Genomic DNA, 12,514 nt, shown 5'->3' on the forward strand with positions numbered 1-12,514 from the left:
TGGCGGAGACGAGTAAGCCGCCAGCGCGGCTTACGGGAGGGATTCGAAGGGTTTGGCTTGCAAGCCAAACCGCGGCCTGCCGCAGCCAGCAACAAAAGGATATGATGGCACGACACAGATGGTCATAGTCACCGGTCGCCAAATCCCCATCGCCACCAACTGCCGTTGGGCCCCTGCTAGCGGCTCGAGGGTAGAAGCCTCGGCCGACGATATGCCCCCAAACTGATGCGATAGGCATTCCTACCTGCAGGCCTTAGGTCATAGTGTTCATCGACTGGCGACCAACCGATCCCGCAAAGCCCCCGACCGTAAGGATCAGGAATCACACGTAGCTTCGGCGTGATCGACGGTACATAGAACGTTGCAGTTTCTTCGGGATCGAAACGCCCCGCCAAGACACCTTCAATTTCCAGGGCAATGAAGCACCCTCCCCCCATAAACCCTTCGTCACGGGTCACCTCCAAGACAACATCTCCTGGATTATTGATCTGATAGGCAATCAGCCTGTCTGTTGGAACCGGTTTAGCTGCCTCGGCATCCACCTGATTAGTGCGGACCATTGCCGTACATCCCGACAGCGAGAGAAGACAGGAAAAATAAAAAGCAGTTGCCTTGAGATGCTTGACGCTATTCATCACTCCCCCATTTCGTATAGCGCTCCTTGCCTCCCCGGAGGCGACCCGACCTGGACGCGCGAAGTTAGGCTGCGTGAAGGAGCGAATTTTTTTAATCAACGACCGGACTGCACACTCTCTTAATGAGTCTGGTTGCCATTCCCGATAGCTACGGCTGTGCGAAGAGCTTGCCCTACCGCGCTTGCGACGCAAGAAAAGCACTTTCACTGGCTGGAGATTTTCACACTCAAGAGGCAAGACATGGCCAGCAGCCACTTCGCTCAATACAACACCGCCAAGCCCCTCAACCCAGCACATCCCCCTCGCCACCGAGCGGTAACGACAACGCCGCCGCGCCCAGTTGCAAGCGCTTGCCGGTCAGCAGCATGTCGTGAAAATCGGGCGCCGGCACCGGGCGCGAGAAGATGAAGCCTTGCAGCTCGTTACAGCCTGCTTCCTTCAGGAAGTTGAATTGCTTCTCGGTCTCGACCCCTTCTGCAATCACCTTGTGGCGCAACTGCTTGGCGATGCCGATGATGGCGCTGGCAATGGCGCAATCGTTGAAATCGTCCGGGATGCCCATGGTGAACGAGCGATCGATCTTGAGCGTATTGATGGGAAAGCGCTTCAGGTACGACAGGCTCGAATAGCCAGTGCCGAAATCGTCCAGCGAAATCGTCACACCCAGCTGGCAGACCTTTTCCATGATAGAGATCACCCTGTCGGTGCCATGCATGAGCATGCTTTCGGTAATCTCCAGCTCCAGCCATTCGCCGGTGAGGTGATGACGCGATAGCGCCGCGCGCACACGGTCCGGCAAGGAGCGCGTGAATTCGCGGGCGGTGACGTTGAGGGCGATGCGAATGGGCGTGAGCCCGGCTTCTTTCCAGGCACGCGCCTGGTGGCACACGGCGTCCAGCACCCAGTCGCTGAGCTGCACGATCAGGCCGGTCTCTTCGGCAATCGGAATGAACTCGCCCGGCAGCAGCAGTCCGCGCTCCGGATGCTGCCAGCGCACCAGCGCCTCGGCGCCCGTGATGACGCCGCTCTGCATGTCCAGCTTGGGCTGGTAGTACAGCAGCAGTTCGTTATATTCGAAGGCGTGCAACAGTCCGGTTTCGATACGCAGCAGGTCCAGCGTGTTGCGGTTCATCTCTTCGCTGTAGTAAGCGTAGCCGCCTTCATTGTTCTCGCCGCCCTGCTTGGCGCGATACATGGCGATGTCGGCCAGGCGCAGCAGCGTCTCGGTGTCGCTGGCGTCTTCCGGCACCATGCTGATGCCGATGCTGGCACCGACCCGCAACTCGTGGCCGTCGATGAAGAACGGCTCGTCGAACAGCGCCAACAGCTTTTGCGCCACGAACCCGGGGTGGTAGTCCTTGTCGATGTCGAACAGGGCCACCGCAAATTCGTCCGCCCCCAGGCGTGCCACCAGGTCTTCTTCGCGCAAGGCGCGGCGCAGGCGGATCGCCACTTCGACCAGCAGCATGTCACCCGCCACATGGCCCAGCGTGTCGTTGATGGGCTTGAACCGGTTCAAGTCGATGAACATCACGCAGCCATGCGTGGCGCCATGGCGCCCTTCCTGCAAGGCCTGGTCGACGGTGCGGGTGAGCAGCGTGCGATTGGGCAAGCCGGTCAGTGCATCGTAGTAGGCCAGGTGGTGAATCAGCTTTTCGGCACTTTTGCGCTCGGTGATATCGTTGAGATAGCCGATCAGGCCGATCGGGTTGGCGTGCTGGTCGCGCATGACCGACAACGACAGGCTGGCCCAGAAGGTCTCGCCCGACTTCTTGCGACGCCGCACTTCCATCTCGCGCCCGCCCTGCTCCAGGAACATGTCGGCCAGTGAATCTTCCTCGTCTTCGTTCTCGTACAGGAACAGCACGTTGCGGCCGATCGCTTCGAGCGCCGTATAGCCGAACAACTGCTCGGCACCACGGTTCCAGCTGGTGATGAAACCGGCCGGATCCATGGTGATGACGGACTCGTGCATCTGGTTGAGGATCTGCGCCTGCTGTTCGAGCTTGGCCTCGATCTGGTCCAGCGAACGGGCGCGGCGGTCGGCATCGGCCTGCGCCTGCAGCAAGCGCCCGGTGAATCCGGCCAGCATGCAAAGGCGTGCGCGCTCGCTATCGGTGTAGACCGTCTCGGCTTCGGGAAAATGGTAGCAGCCAAAGCTGTGGCCATCGTGCGCCACATCCTGTTGCAGTCCTGGCACGTCAGTGGTGACGCCACTGAGATAGCGTCCGCCCGGCCGTTTCAGGAACCCCGAGGCGATCCCGCCCAGCGCCGCATGCAAGGCCATGCCGTGCAGGTTTTGCAGCGCGTCCAGCAGGGCGGAACAACACGCCAGGTCATCGGTGCCAACGGACGAAATCATGCTCTTCAGGCCTCGGTGCTGACGCGCGTGGCCCAACTGAAGGCCTCGATGAGGCATTCGCAATAAGTCCTGGCATCAAGTCCGGCCGCTTCCAGGTCGACGTGCCGCAGCGGGATGCGGCTGTATTCGGAACGTTCCACCACATCCAGCAACTTGCCCAGCACGCCGGTACGGGTGGTGAGCGCATCGACGATATCGAGCGGCAGCTTGAGCGGCCCGATGATGTCGTTCAGTGGCATGCCCAGCAACACATCGAGCAGCGAGAACATGCCGACGATGAAGGCCCGGTCGAGTTCGGTGCGACTGCACTCGACCCGCTGTGCCATCGATTCCATCATCGCCGCCCGCGCCGCCGCACGCGGCAGCAAGGGATTGGCCGATTCGTCACCGGGAAAGCGCGCATACAGCAGCAATTGCAGCCAGCGCTGCAACTGGCGCCGGCCCAGCAGGTTGATGGCCTGGCTGAAGTTGGTGATGTGCGCCGAAAAGCCGAAGGCGGCCGAACTGACCAGCTTGAACAACTGGTAAGACAAGGCCGGGTCTTGCTTGAGCAGCGACTCGAGCTCGTTGGCGTCGGCGTCGCGCGCCACCAGTTCGAGCAGCTTGAGCAGGCGCGCGCGCGAGATCGAGTTCTTCTGCGACAGGCGGCTGTCGGGATGCAGCGGATAGTCACCGGCGAACCAGCGAAAACCCTCGGTACGGCAGATATCGAACTGGATGGCGTCGCCGATGTTCTCCACCAGGTGCGGGCCGCGCATGTGCTGCAGCCAGTGCCCGGCCTCCGGCAGGCTGCCGACGCTGGCGTCGAGCACCATCGAATCGATGAACGAGGGAACGCTGGCCTGCGCGCCCGGCAGGCCGTCGGCGACGATGCCGAAGTTACTGGTATTGAGCCAGTCCAGCGCATCGAACCGCGCCGGGTCGGTGCAATGCTCGACCGGCACCCGCAGCAGGATCGGCCCCTTCGGGCGCGCACCATCATCGAGCTTGAGCGAAAAGGTGGCCGGATCGCGCACCGGGATCAGGCAGGCCAGCTCACCCAGGGCCTCGCCCAGCTTGAATTGGTCGAACAGCTGCGACAGCATCTCGCCGCCATCATCGTCATTGGGTGAGATGTGCAACGACAACGCAGTCCAGACGTGGTGTACGTCGGCAACCGGCTGCAGAAACACGAGGGGAAAAGGAACGCTTTTATCCTGGACAGCCATATTCTCATCATTGGCGCCCGTTTTATAGTTATCCGAGGCGCGTTGTTATTGTTGAAAAACCTTAACGTTTCCCAAAAGAATTATCAATCAAATAAAAATTTTTCTTAATATACCTGATAAAAAAAGGCTTGCAAGCAAGCTTTAATCCGACAGGAAGATTTCTTGTAAATCATTAAGAAAACGGCGTCCCAACGGGGTTGGCCGGATGACCGCGTGATCGCGATATAACATCCCCTTCTGCTCGGCCAGGTTCAGCTGCTGCTCGATCCGGTTGAGGCTCATCCCGGTGCGTTCGGCGAACAGGTTGGGCGAAAATCCATCGACCAGGCGCAAGGTGTTGAGCATGAACTCGAAGCCCAGTGCATCGCGCTCGATCTCGGCTTCTTCCTGGATGGGCGCACCGGCGGCGGTCTGGGCCAGGTAGGCCTGGGGATGCTTGTAGCGCATCTGGCGCACGATGCGATGCGGAAACGACAACTTCGAATGCGCCCCGGCGCCGATGCCCAGGTAATCGCCGAACTGCCAGTAGTTCAGGTTGTGACGCGCGCGGCGGCCGGGCCGGGCATAGGCCGACACTTCATAGTTGCCGTAGCCGGCCGCGCCGGTCAGTTGCGCGATCATGTCCTGCATGTCGGCGCTGGCGTCGTCGTCGGGCACGGCCGGCGGATACTTCGCAAACAGGGTATTGGGTTCCAGCGTCAGGTGGTATAGCGACAGGTGCGGCGGCGCGAAGGCGATCGCGGTCTCGATGTCGGCCCGGGCCTGGGCCAGGGTCTGCTGCGGCAACGCATACATCAGGTCGAGATTGAAATTGTCGAAGTTGGCATGGGCGATCTCGACCGCCTTCAACGCCTGCTGGCCGTCATGGATGCGCCCCAGCGCCTGCAGGTGGCCGGCATTGAAGCTCTGGATACCGATCGACAGGCGATTGATGCCGCTGGCCCGGTAGGCGCGGAACTTGTCTGCCTCGAAAGTGCCGGGATTGGCCTCCATCGTGATCTCGATATCGCCGTCGAATGGCAGCAAGGTGCGCACGTCCGACATCAGCCGGTCCAGGCCGGCGGCCGACAGCAGGCTGGGCGTGCCGCCACCGATGAAGATGGTGTGGATGCGGCGCCCCCATATCAACGGCAGCGCCAGTTCGAGGTCGGTGCGCAGTGCATCCAGGTAGGCCTGCTCGGGAAAGCCGTCCTTGACCTCGTGCGAGTTGAAGTCGCAGTACGGGCACTTGCGCACGCACCATGGAAAATGCACATACAGCGATAGCGGCGGCAACGACGTCAATTGCAGCGCACCGGGCTTGAGAAAGCTCAGCGCGGCCTGCGCCGGGCCGGTGCTGATCGGCGCCGCCGGTGCGACCTGGGAAACGGGCTTGATCGGGATCACTTGAGCTTCTCGACCAGCGAGCGCAGCGCCTGGCCCCGGTGCGACACGGCATTCTTCTCGGCCGACGACAGTTCTGCAGCCGTCTTGCCCAGCGACGGCAGCAGGAAGTACGGATCGTAGCCGAACCCGCCCGCGCCACGTGGCGTATCGATGATCTCGCCCTTCCAGGTGCCATCGGCAATCACCGGCTGGGGATCGTCGGCGTGACGCACATAGACCAGCACGCAATAGTAATAGGCAGACTTGTCGGCCTGGGTGGCAAGCTCGGCGATGAGCTTGGCATTGTTGGCCGCGTCCGACTTGGGCTCGCCGGCAAAGCGCGCCGAGAACACGCCCGGCGCGCCGCCCAGCGCGTTGACGCACACCCCGGAGTCATCGGCCAGGGCCGGCAGGCCGGTCAGGCGCGCGGCGTGACGGGCCTTGGTCAGGGCGTTCTCGACGAAGGTGCCGAACGGCTCCTGCGCCTCCGGCACGTCGAATTCGCCCTGCGGGCGCACATCGAAGCCGATATCGCCCAGCAGGCTGGCAAACTCCTTGAGCTTGCCGGCATTGTTCGAGGCCATCACGATCTTTTGTCTGGTGTCCATGGGAGCGGCGTATCTGGTGGTTGGTGGATGCAGCGGGCCTTACAGGCCCAGCGCCTGCTTTTGCAGCGTGTTCAGTGTCGCGATGCCTTGCTGGGCCAGGTCCAGCAACTGGTTCAACGCCACCCGGTCGAAGGCTGCGCCCTCGGCGGTGCCCTGCACCTCGATGAAGTGCCCGGCGTCGGTCATGACCACGTTCATGTCGGTGTCGCAGTCGGAGTCCTCCAGGTAGTCCAGGTCCAGCACCGGCACCCCCTTGAAGACGCCGACCGAGATGGCGCCGACGAAATGCTTGAGCGGGATGGCATCGAGCGCCCCCCGCGACTTGAGCACCGAAAATGCATCATAGGCGGCCACCATGGCGCCGGTGATGGCAGCGGTACGGGTGCCGCCGTCGGCCTGCAGGACGTCGCAGTCCAGGTGCAGGGTGCGTTCGCCGAAGGCTTCCAGGTCGAATGCGGCGCGCAGCGCGCGGCCGATCAGGCGCTGGATTTCCTGGGTACGCCCCGATTGCTTGCCCTTGGCCGCTTCGCGGTCCATGCGGGTGTGGGTCGAGCGTGGCAGCATGCCGTATTCGGCCGTCAGCCAACCCTGCCCCTTGCCTTTCAGAAAGCCTGGCACCTTGTCCTCGATACTGGCCGTGCATAGCACCCGGGTGTCGCCAAACTCGACCAGCACCGAGCCTTCGGCGTGCTTGGTGTAGTGGCGTGTCAGGCGCACGTCACGCAATTGCGAGACGGCGCGGCCACTGGGGCGATGGGAAGTTGTCATGCTGGATCCTTGGTCTGGGTGGCTGGAGCCGGATGCCAGCGCTGCTGTCAAACCGGCAATTTCCATGTTTTGGTGGCGCACGGCCGTCAATCTTCTTTAAAATGCGGGATCCGCGATGAAGCGATCGCCGCGACCGTGTTGCGAAAACCGGCATTGTAATGGATGCAGCAGCAGCATGACATCGCCGGCACCTGCCACTCCCCGAACCCGCCAGCCCGTCCGATGCCGACCAGTGCGCATCGGCGACCAGACCACCGGAGCCTACGACTTGACCATTTACAGCATGACCGGCTATGCCGTCACCACCCTCGATACCCCTGCCGGCACGGTGACGGTCGAGATGAAGAGCGTCAATTCGCGCTTTCTGGACCTGCAATTCCGGATCAACGACGACCTGCGTGCCGTCGAGCCGCTATTGCGCGAAGCCATCATGAGCCGCCTGGTGCGCGGCAAGGTCGAATGCCGGCTCAGTTTCGGGCGCCGCGTCGCCACCGGCAACACCCAGGCGCTCAACGCCGGCCTGGTGGGCGCGCTGGCTACGTTGCAGGACCAGTTGCGCGGCCAGTTTCCCGACGCCGCCCCGTTGTCGGTCAACGAATTGCTGCGCTGGCCGGGCGTGCTGGAAGAAGCCGAGATCAGCCAGGAATCGCTGCAGGCCGATATCCAGGTCGCCATGAAGCAGACGCTGGAAGCCTTCGTCGACAGCCGCGCCCGCGAAGGCGCGGCGTTGCAGGCGGTGATCCTGGCCCGGGTCGACGCCATGGAGGCGATCGTGGCCCGCATCACGCCGCTGGTGCCGCAGCTGGTCGAGCAGTTCCAGCAAAAGGCGACCGAGCGCATGCGTGACGCACTGGGCCTGGCGCTGCAAGCGGCCGGCGGATCGGCGCCGCTGCTGAGCCGGGAGGAATCGCTGGAACGCATTCGCCAGGAGGTGACCCTCTACGGCATCCGCATCGACATCGCCGAAGAGCTCTCGCGCCTGGCCGCGCACCTGGCCGAGACCCGCCACATCCTCAACAAGGGCGGCCAGGTCGGCAAGCGCCTCGACTTCATGATGCAGGAGCTCAATCGTGAAGCCAACACGGTCGGATCGAAGGCCGCCATGAAGGAACTGGCCGATGCATCGATGGAACTGAAACTGCTGATCGACCAGATGCGCGAACAGGTGCAGAACCTCGAATAGACGGCCAGGCACGGCCGACGATCATCGACAACGGCCCGAGGGCCGCGACGACTTGTCATTTCCATCCAACAACATCAACAACAACGTCAACAGAGCGAGTTTCCCATGCCTGCTAAAAACCCCACTTCCGGCAGCCTGTTCATCGTCGTCGCGCCCTCAGGCGCCGGCAAGTCGACCCTGGTCAACGCCCTGCTGCAGCAGGAGCCCGACATCAAGCTGTCGATCTCCTACACCACCCGCGCGCCGCGTCCGGGCGAGGAGCATGGCCGCCATTACTATTTCACCAGCGTCGACGACTTCCTGCAGCGCCAGGCCGACGGCGAGTTCCTCGAATGGGCCGAGGTCCACGGCAACTACTACGGCACCTCGCGGCTGATGATCGCCGACCAGATCACCAACGGCACCGACGTGCTGCTCGAAATCGACTGGCAGGGCGCGCAGCAGGTCAAGAAGCAATTCTCCAACGCCGTCGGCGTGTTCATCCTGCCGCCATCGATCGCGGCCCTGGAAGAACGCCTGAAAAAACGCGGGCAGGACGAACCGCACGTCATCACACGCCGCATCCTGGCCGCCGGCGGCGAAATCGCGCACTCGCCCGAGTTCGAATATGTTATTATCAATCAAGAGTTTGCCGTCACCTTGTCCGAGCTGACGGCAATTGTCAAAGCAGCCCGCTGCCGCTTTCCGCAACAGGCGGCACGCAATGCGTATCTGTTCACCCAGCTTGGCATCCACGCTGCCAGTTGACCCGGTCTCACCCGGCAGGACGATACGGCCGGCACTGCCCCCGACATCCCGAAACAAGCACCACCTTCACCAGGAGTTGTTATGGCCCGCATTACCATCGAAGATTGCCTCAAGCAAATCCCGAATCGCTTTCAGCTGACCCTGTCGGCCACCTATCGCGCCCGTCAGTTGCTGCAAGGCCATACCCCGAAAGTGGACGCCAAGGACAAGCCGACCGTGACCGCCCTGCGCGAGATCGCCGCTGGCAAGGTTGGCGTTGAGATGCTCAAGAAGGTTCCGGCCTGATTGCTGCACGTCGAGAAAGCTGATAACGGTTGCGCATGAGCCTGACTCCGACAGATTCCCCGTTATCAGCCCCCTCCCCTTCGCGTCGAGCAGCCGGTTCCGGCCGCCCGCAAAATCCGCCTGAATCGTCCACGCCTGCCGTCCATAGCGGCGTCGCCACATTCGCGCACCTGATCCCCAAGCTTGAAGAATACCTGACCCCTTCCGAATTGAAGAAGGTCAAGGAAGCCTATCGCTTTGCCGACGAGATGCACCTGGGGCAGATGCGCAAGTCGGGCGAACCCTACATCTCGCATCCGCTGGCGGTGGCCGAGATCTGCGCCGAGTGGAAGCTCGATGCGCAGGCGATGATGGCGGCCTTCCTGCATGACGTGATGGAAGACCAGGGCGTCAAGAAGGAAGAACTGATCGAGCGCTTCGGCGCGCCGGTGGCCTCGCTGGTGGATGGCCTGTCCAAGCTGGACAAGATCGAATTCCAGAGCCAGGTCGAGGCGCAGGCCGAGAACTTCCGCAAGATGCTGCTGGCCATGGCGCGCGATGTGCGGGTGATCCTGGTCAAGCTGGCCGACCGCCTGCACAACATGCGCACGATGGGCTCGATGCCGCCCGACAAGAAACGCCGCATCTCGCGCGAGACGATGGAAGTCTACGTACCGATCGCGCATCGTCTGGGCCTCAACAACATCTACCGCGAGCTGCAGGAGCTGTCGTTCTCGCACCTGTACCCGCTGCGCCACCGTACCTTGCACAAGGCGGTCAAGGCCGCGCGCGGCAACCGCCGCGAAGTGGTCACCAAGATCATGGAGTCGGTCACCAGCACCCTGATCGCCGCCGGCATCCCGGCCCAGGTCGACGGCCGCGAAAAGACGCTCTACGGCATCTACCGCAAGATGCGCAACAAGCACCTGTCGTTCTCGCAGGTGCTCGATGTGTATGGTTTCCGGGTGGTGGTCGACAGCTTTGCCAATTGCTATGTCGCGCTGGGCACGCTGCATTCGCTGTTCAAGCCCATGCCGGGCAAGTTCAAGGATTACATCGCCATCCCCAAGCTCAACGGCTACCAGTCGCTGCACACCACGCTCATCGGCCCATACGGCACGCCGGTCGAGTTCCAGATCCGCACCCGCGAGATGCATCGCGTGGCCGAATCGGGAGTGGCGGCGCACTGGCTGTACAAGGACGACGAAGGCAGCCTGACCGACCTGCAGCAGCGCACCCACGCCTGGCTGCAATCGTTGCTCGACATCCAGAAGCAGACTGGCGACTCGGCCGAGTTCCTGGAACACGTCAAGGTCGACCTGTTCCCCGATTCGGTCTACGTGTTCACGCCCAAGTCGAAGATCATCGCGCTGCCGCGCGGCGCCACCGCGCTCGACTTCGCCTACAGCATCCACACCGATATCGGCGACCAGACCACCTCGGCCATCGTCAACCACGAACCCGCCCCGCTGCGCGCGGAGCTGCACAACGGCGACATCGTCGAGATCATCACCTCGCCTACCTCGCGTCCCAGTCCCAACTGGCTGGGCTATGTGCGTACCGGCAAGGCGCGCTCGGCGATCCGCCATCGCCTGCGTACCGCCAATCGTATCGAATCGCAGACGGTCGGCCGCCGCCTGCTGGGCAATGCCCTGCAGACGCTGGGCATCGAGGCCGACCTGCCGGGCGCCATCGTCGACCGCCTGCTCAACGAGTCCAGCGCCAAGACCATGGACGACCTGTACGCCGAGATCGGCATCGGCACCCGCATGGCGCCGCTGGTGGCACGCCACATCATGGGCATGCTCGACGCCGGCGTGAGCGTGCCCCAGCTCGATCCCGAAGGCCAGATGCTGCCCAACAAGCCTGATCCGGTGGTGATCACCGGCAGCGAAGGCGCATCGGCCCAGTTGTCCTCCTGCTGCATGCCGATCCCGGGCGACCGCCTGACCGGTTACCTGCGGGCCGACCAGACCCTGATCGTACACACCCAGGAGTGCGAGACCGCCAAGCGGCTGCACGAGAAGGAACCGGACCGCTGGATCGAACTGGTATGGGGCCACGACCTCAACCGCCGTTTCGATTGCCGCATCACGATCCTGATCCATAATCATCGTGGCACGCTGGCGCGCATCGCCGCCGAAATCGGCGAGGCTGACGCCAACATCGTCTCGGTCGGCATGGACGACGATGGCGGCGCGTCGATGAAATACCTGCGCTTCACCATCCAGGTCGAAGATCGCGTCCACCTGGCCCGCACCATGCGCGGCATCCGCCGCATCGACAGCGTCGCCCGCATCCTGCGCGAACGGGGCTGAACCAGCCGACCGGCGTGCCCCAGGCGCCGGTCGAGCACTTCACGGCGCCACCGACACCAACCCGAACTCCCCACCCCGGCCGGCGCTATCGGCGGCCACCTGCCCGTCGTTGTCCAGGTGCCGCCGGCAGGCCTCTTCGCCCTTGTCGGCAATACCCCGCTCCAGCTTGTCGATGTAGAACTCGATCAACGCGCTGACGCCGGCCGGCAGCTGGCGGCGATGCGCATAGACCGCATACAGGCCCATCGCATCGCGCTGGTAGTCGGGCAGTATCTGTACCAATGCGCCGCTGCGCAAGTCTTCCGATGCCAGCATGGTGGGCAGCAGGGCAATTCCGAGCCCGGCGCGCGCCGCCCGCAGCTGCCCCTGCGCCGTATTGATGCACATCTGCGGCGTGACGCGCACGCTTTCCAGGCCATGCGGCCCCTCCAGCTTCCATGTGGTGTGATGCGGCGCCTGGGACGCCGCCAGGCAGCGGTGCCCGATCAACTCGCCCAGGGTCTGCGGCATGCCGAAGCGCTCTATATAGCGCGCACTGGCCACCAGGCCACGGTGGCTATCCACCAGCTTGCGGGCCACCAGGCTCGAGTCGGGCAGCACACCGCCGCGAAAAGCCAGGTCGATGCCCTCGGCGATCAGGTCGGCACGCCCGTCATTGAGCACGAATTCCAGTTGCAGCTTGGGATAGCGCTGCATGAATTCATGCATCCACTCGATGGAGAAGTTATCGAAGAAGTCCACCGGCGCGGCCACCCGCAAGCTGCCGCTGGGCTCGCCGTTGCTCTCGCACAGGCTGCTGCTGGCCTGCTCGATGTCTTCCAGCCCCGGCGCGCATCGCTCGAAGAACTCGCGCCCGGCGGCCGTCATGTTGAGCTGGCGCGTCGAGCGCTGCAACAGCCGCGCGCCTAGCGCCGCCTCCAGCGTCTGCAGCCGTCGACTGATGGTATTGGGCGGCATGCCCAGGCGACGTCCGGCGCCCGCGAAGCTACCGGACCTGACGACGTGGACGAAGAGCGAGATGTCGTTGAGATCGACCATGATGGATTGATATCAAAT

At 63.1% G+C, this 12,514-nt stretch carries 11 protein-coding genes; 4 read left to right on the forward strand and 7 right to left on the reverse strand.

Annotation, left to right across the window (positions count from 1 at the left end; genetic code table 11):
• Positions 1–176: 176 nt before the first annotated feature.
• From PMI40_RS23685 to rph, 6 genes are all read right to left on the reverse strand, one after another.
• Complete coding sequence (locus PMI40_RS23685) at positions 177–635, reverse strand: hypothetical protein (protein ID WP_157221438.1); 459 nt, start codon at positions 633–635, stop codon at positions 177–179.
• 283 nt (positions 636–918) lie between these two features.
• Positions 919–2,997, reverse strand: coding sequence for a bifunctional diguanylate cyclase/phosphodiesterase (locus tag PMI40_RS03975; protein ID WP_008112369.1), 2,079 nt, complete (start codon positions 2,995–2,997; stop codon positions 919–921).
• Between the two features lie 5 nt (positions 2,998–3,002).
• Positions 3,003–4,205, reverse strand: a complete 1,203-nt coding sequence (locus PMI40_RS03980; RefSeq protein ID WP_008112371.1) for an HDOD domain-containing protein — start codon at positions 4,203–4,205, stop codon at positions 3,003–3,005.
• Positions 4,206–4,346: 141 nt separating this feature from the next.
• On the reverse strand, positions 4,347–5,591 hold the full coding sequence (hemW, locus tag PMI40_RS03985; RefSeq protein WP_008112373.1) for a radical SAM family heme chaperone HemW: 1,245 nt from the start codon (positions 5,589–5,591) through the stop codon (positions 4,347–4,349).
• Entirely contained in the window at positions 5,588–6,178 is a 591-nt protein-coding gene (rdgB, locus tag PMI40_RS03990) for an RdgB/HAM1 family non-canonical purine NTP pyrophosphatase (protein ID WP_008112376.1), read from the reverse strand. The genes hemW and rdgB overlap by 4 nt, the downstream gene beginning before the upstream one ends.
• 39 nt (positions 6,179–6,217) lie before the next feature.
• A complete protein-coding gene (gene rph, locus PMI40_RS03995) occupies positions 6,218–6,946 on the reverse strand; it encodes a ribonuclease PH (protein ID WP_008112378.1) in 729 nt (242 codons plus the stop codon).
• A gap of 268 nt (positions 6,947–7,214) precedes the next feature.
• On the opposite strand from rph, the gene PMI40_RS04000 reads away from it, so the two are divergent.
• The 4 genes from PMI40_RS04000 (at position 7,215) to PMI40_RS04015 (ending at position 11,458) form a co-directional block, all read left to right on the forward strand.
• Positions 7,215–8,129 (forward strand): YicC/YloC family endoribonuclease, encoded by a 915-nt coding sequence (locus PMI40_RS04000; protein ID WP_238540885.1) that lies wholly within the window; start codon positions 7,215–7,217, stop codon positions 8,127–8,129.
• A 105-nt stretch (positions 8,130–8,234) separates the two neighbouring features.
• Positions 8,235–8,876: a guanylate kinase gene (gmk, locus tag PMI40_RS04005; RefSeq protein WP_008112382.1), complete on the forward strand. Its 642-nt coding sequence runs from the start codon at positions 8,235–8,237 to the stop codon at positions 8,874–8,876.
• 81 nt (positions 8,877–8,957) lie between these two features.
• A complete protein-coding gene (gene rpoZ / locus PMI40_RS04010) occupies positions 8,958–9,161 on the forward strand; it encodes a DNA-directed RNA polymerase subunit omega (protein WP_008112385.1) in 204 nt (67 codons plus the stop codon).
• A 35-nt stretch (positions 9,162–9,196) separates the two neighbouring features.
• Positions 9,197–11,458 carry a bifunctional (p)ppGpp synthetase/guanosine-3',5'-bis(diphosphate) 3'-pyrophosphohydrolase gene (locus tag PMI40_RS04015; protein WP_008112387.1) on the forward strand — a complete coding sequence of 754 codons (2,262 nt, stop codon included), beginning with the start codon at positions 9,197–9,199 and terminating at the stop codon, positions 11,456–11,458.
• A gap of 39 nt (positions 11,459–11,497) precedes the next feature.
• On the opposite strand, the gene PMI40_RS04020 is transcribed toward PMI40_RS04015, so the two are convergent.
• Positions 11,498–12,496: a LysR family transcriptional regulator gene (locus tag PMI40_RS04020; RefSeq protein WP_008112389.1), complete on the reverse strand. Its 999-nt coding sequence runs from the start codon at positions 12,494–12,496 to the stop codon at positions 11,498–11,500.
• Positions 12,497–12,514 lie beyond the last annotated feature (18 nt).

This window comes from Herbaspirillum sp. YR522 (genome assembly GCF_000282575.1).
Classification (GTDB): domain Bacteria; phylum Pseudomonadota; class Gammaproteobacteria; order Burkholderiales; family Burkholderiaceae_D; genus Herbaspirillum.